At 67.4% G+C, this 5,009-nt stretch carries 5 protein-coding genes and 1 pseudogene; 1 reads left to right on the top strand and 5 read right to left on the bottom strand.

From position 1 onward, the window contains the following. The 3 genes and pseudogenes from AB4Y84_RS12965 to AB4Y84_RS12955 form a co-directional block, all read right to left on the bottom strand. Positions 1–1,087, bottom strand: a pseudogene (locus AB4Y84_RS12965) (hypothetical protein); the annotation flags it as partial. Between the two features lie 159 nt (positions 1,088–1,246). Then, on the bottom strand, positions 1,247–2,422 hold the full coding sequence (locus AB4Y84_RS12960; RefSeq protein ID WP_442243650.1) for a low temperature requirement protein A: 1,176 nt from the start codon (positions 2,420–2,422) through the stop codon (positions 1,247–1,249). Between the two features lie 14 nt (positions 2,423–2,436). Further along, positions 2,437–2,703, bottom strand: a complete 267-nt coding sequence (locus AB4Y84_RS12955) for a hypothetical protein (protein WP_312785578.1) — start codon at positions 2,701–2,703, stop codon at positions 2,437–2,439. A gap of 249 nt (positions 2,704–2,952) precedes the next feature. Between AB4Y84_RS12955 and blaL1 the strand changes: the two genes are divergently transcribed. After that, positions 2,953–3,822 carry a L1 family subclass B3 metallo-beta-lactamase gene (gene blaL1 / locus AB4Y84_RS12950; RefSeq protein WP_442250240.1) on the top strand — a complete coding sequence of 290 codons (870 nt, stop codon included), beginning with the start codon at positions 2,953–2,955 and terminating at the stop codon, positions 3,820–3,822. A 116-nt stretch (positions 3,823–3,938) separates the two neighbouring features. On the opposite strand, the gene AB4Y84_RS12945 is transcribed toward blaL1, so the two are convergent. Both AB4Y84_RS12945 and AB4Y84_RS12940 read right to left on the bottom strand, forming a co-directional pair. After that, positions 3,939–4,505, bottom strand: a complete 567-nt coding sequence (locus AB4Y84_RS12945; RefSeq protein ID WP_442243651.1) for a DUF411 domain-containing protein — start codon at positions 4,503–4,505, stop codon at positions 3,939–3,941. Positions 4,506–4,625: 120 nt separating this feature from the next. Continuing rightward, positions 4,626–5,009, bottom strand: a 384-nt coding sequence (locus AB4Y84_RS12940) for a CopL family metal-binding regulatory protein (protein ID WP_442250239.1), incomplete at its 5' end; no start/stop codon positions are given.

The following is a 5,009-nucleotide window of genomic DNA, read 5'->3' as shown; positions in this document are numbered from 1 at the left end:
CGTACAGGCGCCTGCCATCCTGGGCGATGTCACCCACGCAATAGGTATTCACCAGCAGCCAGTCGGTGCCGGCAACACGCAACGCCTGGTAGAAGCGCGGCCCCTGCCGGAATGCAACCACGGACTCGTCGCCCTGCCTGCCAGCACGCAGCGCACGCATTGCGCTGCCCAGCGGCAATCCGGTGGCATCCGCGGTGCCGGCAACCACACGGCCATCAGCGGTCAACACGAATGACGTGCCGCGATCTGCAACCGCCATCACCCGTGCGAGTCGATCTGTCGGTTCCAGGGTCACGAATGTACCGATCGCACCGCCCTTGTCGTGCGCCGAAAGCCGCACCGCAATCGAAGGTGCGGCGCTCACAGGATGGCGCACCAAGGTGATCTGCATGTCGCTGGCCGTGCCAGGCACAGCAGCTGCGGAGGGCGTCGACAGCAGCTGCAGGTACCGGAACAATCCCGCACGATGGCCGGCCCCGGTGGCAGCCAGCAGGCGCTGTTCGGTCAAGCCGTCCCCCAGCACCAGGAACTGGTGGCTGGGATCGAAGAAGAAGCCGCTGGCAGCCGTATCCGGTTCTCCCTGTGGCGTGCTCAGCCTGCGGATCACCGACAGCGAATGGGCCAATGTGAGATAGCGGTCCAAGCGGGCAAGGGGCCAGGTGTCGGTCCCGACCCCCAGCACCATCTGCGGAGCGCTTTCGGGCCCGGCACTGACGATCATCCGCTGACCACCGGCCAGGTAGCGCTGCCGCTCTGCCAGCCGGGTGGCGACGTCGCTGTCCGGACGATGTCGCCAGGCATACTCGGCCATGTTCAACATGCGCTGGTGTGCCGCGTCCGCCGCCACCAGATGCGCCTCGACTGCGGCATGGGTGCGCTGCAGCCCTTCCAGACGACGTGTCTGGAAGCCGCTGGCGTGCAGCAGCACCAGCGCGACCACCCCGGCCACGATGGCAAGGCTGAGCAGGCAGCCGCCCCACAGCAGCACGCGATGCTGGTAGCGGCGCAGCGCACTGACGTCGCAGTCTTCGCCGTCGAAGGAGCTGCGGCCGCGTAACAGCGGTGGAAGGGAGGGAAACCAGTGCATGGGGGAGCAGGAGGCGGCCCGGCGCACAGCGTCGGGGCGGCGCTCTCGTGGAAGGGCCGGTGATGGGATCACGAGGCTATCGACGCCCTGCCCCCCTCCCCATAGGACGGGGCTGAGTTCGATCCGTCGCGACCTGTCAGGCACCGTCCTGACAGGCGGTCAGTCCCGCAGCAGATGCCGGTGCTTCAGCCGTGTATCGGCCAGCCCCACCGCCAGCAGTACGATGCTTGTCAGCCACCCTGCGGCCAGCAGGTGCATCCATGGCAGCACGAAACCGAGCACCACCAGCGCCGCCGCCCCCGCCAGGTGCGAACGCGGCACGCGGCCGTAGACCGCCCGCTTGTACAGTGCGCTGCCCAGCAGGTAGATCAACGGTCCCGCCGCCAGCATCGCGGCATACGGCAGGGTCACTGCCGCCTCCGGCTCGTCCATCACCAGATCATTGCCGACGGCGGTGGCGATGATGCCGGCGATCAGCAGCGCGTGCACGTAGTGGAAATAGGCGCCGATGCGACCGGGGTCGTCGGAACGGGTGATGGTGTCGGTAGCGTCCCGGCTGGAGATGCCGAAATACAGCCACCACATCGCGATCGTACCGGCGAAGGTCGCCAGCACTGCCGACACCACCGCGCCACTCCATTGCTCCACCTCGCTCAGCACGCCGCCGGTTGCCAGYAGCGTCTCACCCAGTGCGACGATCACGAACAGCTGGCAGCGCTCGGCCAGATGCCCACCTTCGATGGTCCACTCGCGGGTACGCGAGCGACCGAGGCCGGGAAACGCGAAGCCGAACATCGGCGAGATGTATTCGCAGGCGACGGCCAGCGCCCACAGCGCCAGCCGCGCATTGCCTTCGACCGCTGCGCCGGCCAGCCAGAAGCAGGCCGACACGCTGACCCAGGCCAGCATGCGCCTGAAATTGGCGGCCAGCGGGTGTGCGCGCCCTACTTCCAGCAGGACGAACAGCGTCCGCCCCACCTGCATCGTGGCGTAGGCGCCGGCGAATATCCACGCGCGTCCGGCAAAGGCTTCGGGGATGGACGAAGACATCAGCAACGCCAGCAGCATCGTCACGAACATCAGGCCGCGGATGCGAGGCGCCTCCGGGTCGAACCAGTTGCTGACCCAGCACGCGTACTGCCAGCCGAGCCAGACCGCAAACCACAGCACCAGCGTCTGCAGCACGCCCAGCAGGCCCAGGTGGTGCAGCAGGTGGTGGCTGAGCTGGGTGACGGCGAACACGTAGACCAGATCGAAGAACAGTTCTTCGTAGGTCACCCGCGCATGATGGCCGTCGCGGCGACGCAGGGCAGGAAGACGGGGTGATGCCGGCATCGCGGATCCTCGCTTCAGCGGCCCAGCCGCCAGAAAATGACACCGGCCACCAGCGCCGGAACGGCAAACACCAGCAGCAGGATCGGCAACTCCTCGCGCACTGTATAGCCCGCCCGGCTGATCCCCACCCACAGATTGGCCACCGACACCAGCAGCCAGGTGCCGATGAAGGCCAACAGCGCCGTGGGCAGCTGCGAGCTGCCGGTGCTCCAGAGCCTGCCGAACAGGGCGAAGACGCCCAGCAGCAGGAACCCGCCGAAGATCACCAGAAGCACGTGCATGGTCACTCTCCCCGATGGCTGCCCTGCAGCCTATCTGCGGCCGAGTGTGCGCGGCAGAGGGTGATCGTGGATTCACTTTCCGGAAGCGGCGAACAATCCCGTTGTCCGTCACCAGGGCCACAGTAGATGACGCTGCACTGGCGTTGCCGCACGGGCCCATGGCGCCCTTATGGGTGCCATGAAATCTATGCGTGACGCGACGAAGGAGGCCCATGCTAGTTTCTGGGCCTCCTTCATCGGTGTCCTCCCATGCGCCTGCAGACCCTCGCCATCACGCTCGCTGCCCTGCTTCCCGTTGCGGCTTCTGCCGCCGAACCGCCGCTGCCGCAGCTGCGTGCCTACACCGTGGATGCCTCCTGGCTGCAGCCGATGGCGCCGCTGCAGATTGCCGACCACACCTGGCAGATCGGCACCGAAGACCTGACCGCGCTGCTGGTGCAGACGCCGCAGGGCGCGGTGCTGCTCGATGGCGGCATGCCGCAGATGGCCGACCACCTGCTGCGCAACATGAAAGTGCGCGGTGTTGCGCCGCAGGACCTGCGCCTGATCCTGCTCAGCCATGCCCACGCCGACCACGCCGGCCCGGTTGCTGCGCTCAAGCGCGGCACCGGTGCGCAGATCGTGGCCAATGCAGAATCGGCGGTGCTGCTGGCGCGCGGGGGCAGCAACGACCTGCACTTCGGCGACGGCATCACCTATCCGCCGGCCAACGCCGACCGCATCATCATGGATGGCGAAGTGGTCACGGTGGGCGGCATCGACTTCACCGCGCACTTCATGCCGGGCCATACGCCGGGCAGTACCGCCTGGACCTGGACCGACACCCGCGATGGCACGCCGGTGCGCATCGCCTACGCTGACAGCCTGAGCRCACCGGGTTACCAGTTGAGGGACAACCCTCGCTATCCGCGCCTGATCGAGGACTACAAGCGCAGCTTCGCGACGGTGCGGGCGCTGCCCTGCGACGAATTGCTGACCCCGCATCCTGGTGCCAGCAACTGGAACTACAGCGCTGGTGCCAAGGCCGGTGCCAAGGCCCTGACCTGCAAGGCCTATGCGGATGAGGCCGAGAAGAAGTTCGACGCGCAGCTGGCCAAGGAAGCGGCCGGGGCCCGCTGATCCTGTAGCCGAGCCGATGTTCCGCTTGCAGGCAGAAAGCAGCCGAGCGTGGGCTCGGCTCTACACAGGCCGCGTGGAAGGGTGCCGGTCAGACCGACCGGCACCGCCACTGACTGTCAGCCTCCCTGGCCGTGCTGGGCGAAGGGCTCGGTGCTGCCGTCGGTGCGCACCAGCTCGACGGTGTACGGTTGCACGTAGCCATCCGGCATTTCCATGCCCGGCGAGCCGGCCGGCATGCCGGGCAGCACCAGGCCACGCACCGTCGGCCGTTCCGTCAGCAGGCGCTTGATGTCGCTGGCCGGAATATGGCCTTCCACCACGTAGCCATCGATCTCAGCCGTATGACAGGACGCCTTGCCGGCCGGTACGCCGAGGCGCTGCTTGACCGGATGCATGTCATCGGTGTCGCGTATCTCAACCGGGAAGCCGGCAGCCTTCAGGTGGTCGGCCCACACGCCACAGCAACCACAACTGGCCGTCTTGTGAACGATGGCCAGCGGCAGTTCGGGATCGATCGTCGGCCCAGCCGCGACCGCGACCGCGACCGCGACCGCGACCGCGACCGCCGAGGCAGTTTCGGTGGCGGCTGCGGGCGAGGACACGGCTTCTTCGGAGGCGCGCGCGCAGGCGCTGCCCAGCAGAACGGTGGTAAGCAACAGGCTCAGGGAAAGCGTGCGGTTCATGTGTCAGGTTGTCCTTTGCAATCGCAGGCGCGAGCGCCTGCCACCCACACGACGGATGCGCGTGGGTCAGTTGATGAGGGGGATACTGCAGGACGACAGGCATGCAATGCCTGCGCGCGATCAGGCGATCGGCGGACGGATCAGGTGAGGCAGCGCAGGCGCCGGATGACCGGGTCGCAGCGCCTCGCCGGGCACTGCACGCAGCGGCCATGCAGCAAGGCTTCGCGCCGGCGGCAGCATGGCCACACTGGGCTGCACACACTCACAAACCTCGCTGCTGCACGCACCTGCGTCCTGGTCATCGCAGCAGGCGGGCGCGGCAGAGATCGCAGTGTTGGCGCTCTCGTGGGGCGCACCGCAATGACCATCGCCGGCCTGACCGTTGACCCCGCCCGAGGCAAGCGCCAACGCCGGTGCATTCAGCACCAGGGTCAGAAGCAGCATCAGTCGCAGCAGCAGGCCGGATATATCCACGGGCTGATGATAGCCGACGCACGACATGCC

The organism is Stenotrophomonas sp. 2YAF22 (assembly GCF_052114665.1).
Taxonomy (GTDB): Bacteria; Pseudomonadota; Gammaproteobacteria; order Xanthomonadales; family Xanthomonadaceae; genus Stenotrophomonas; species Stenotrophomonas indicatrix.
This window is presented reverse-complemented; position numbering and strand designations above follow the sequence as displayed.

What these genes read in the sequence shown, in the direction of transcription:
- AB4Y84_RS12955 (WP_312785578.1), bottom strand. Translation starts at nt 2,703, where the DNA reads ATGCACGTGCTTCTGGTGATCTTCGGCGGGTTCCTGCTGCTGGGCGTC.
- AB4Y84_RS12945 (WP_442243651.1), bottom strand. Translation starts at nt 4,505, where the DNA reads ATGAACCGCACGCTTTCCCTGAGCCTGTTGCTTACCACCGTTCTGCTG.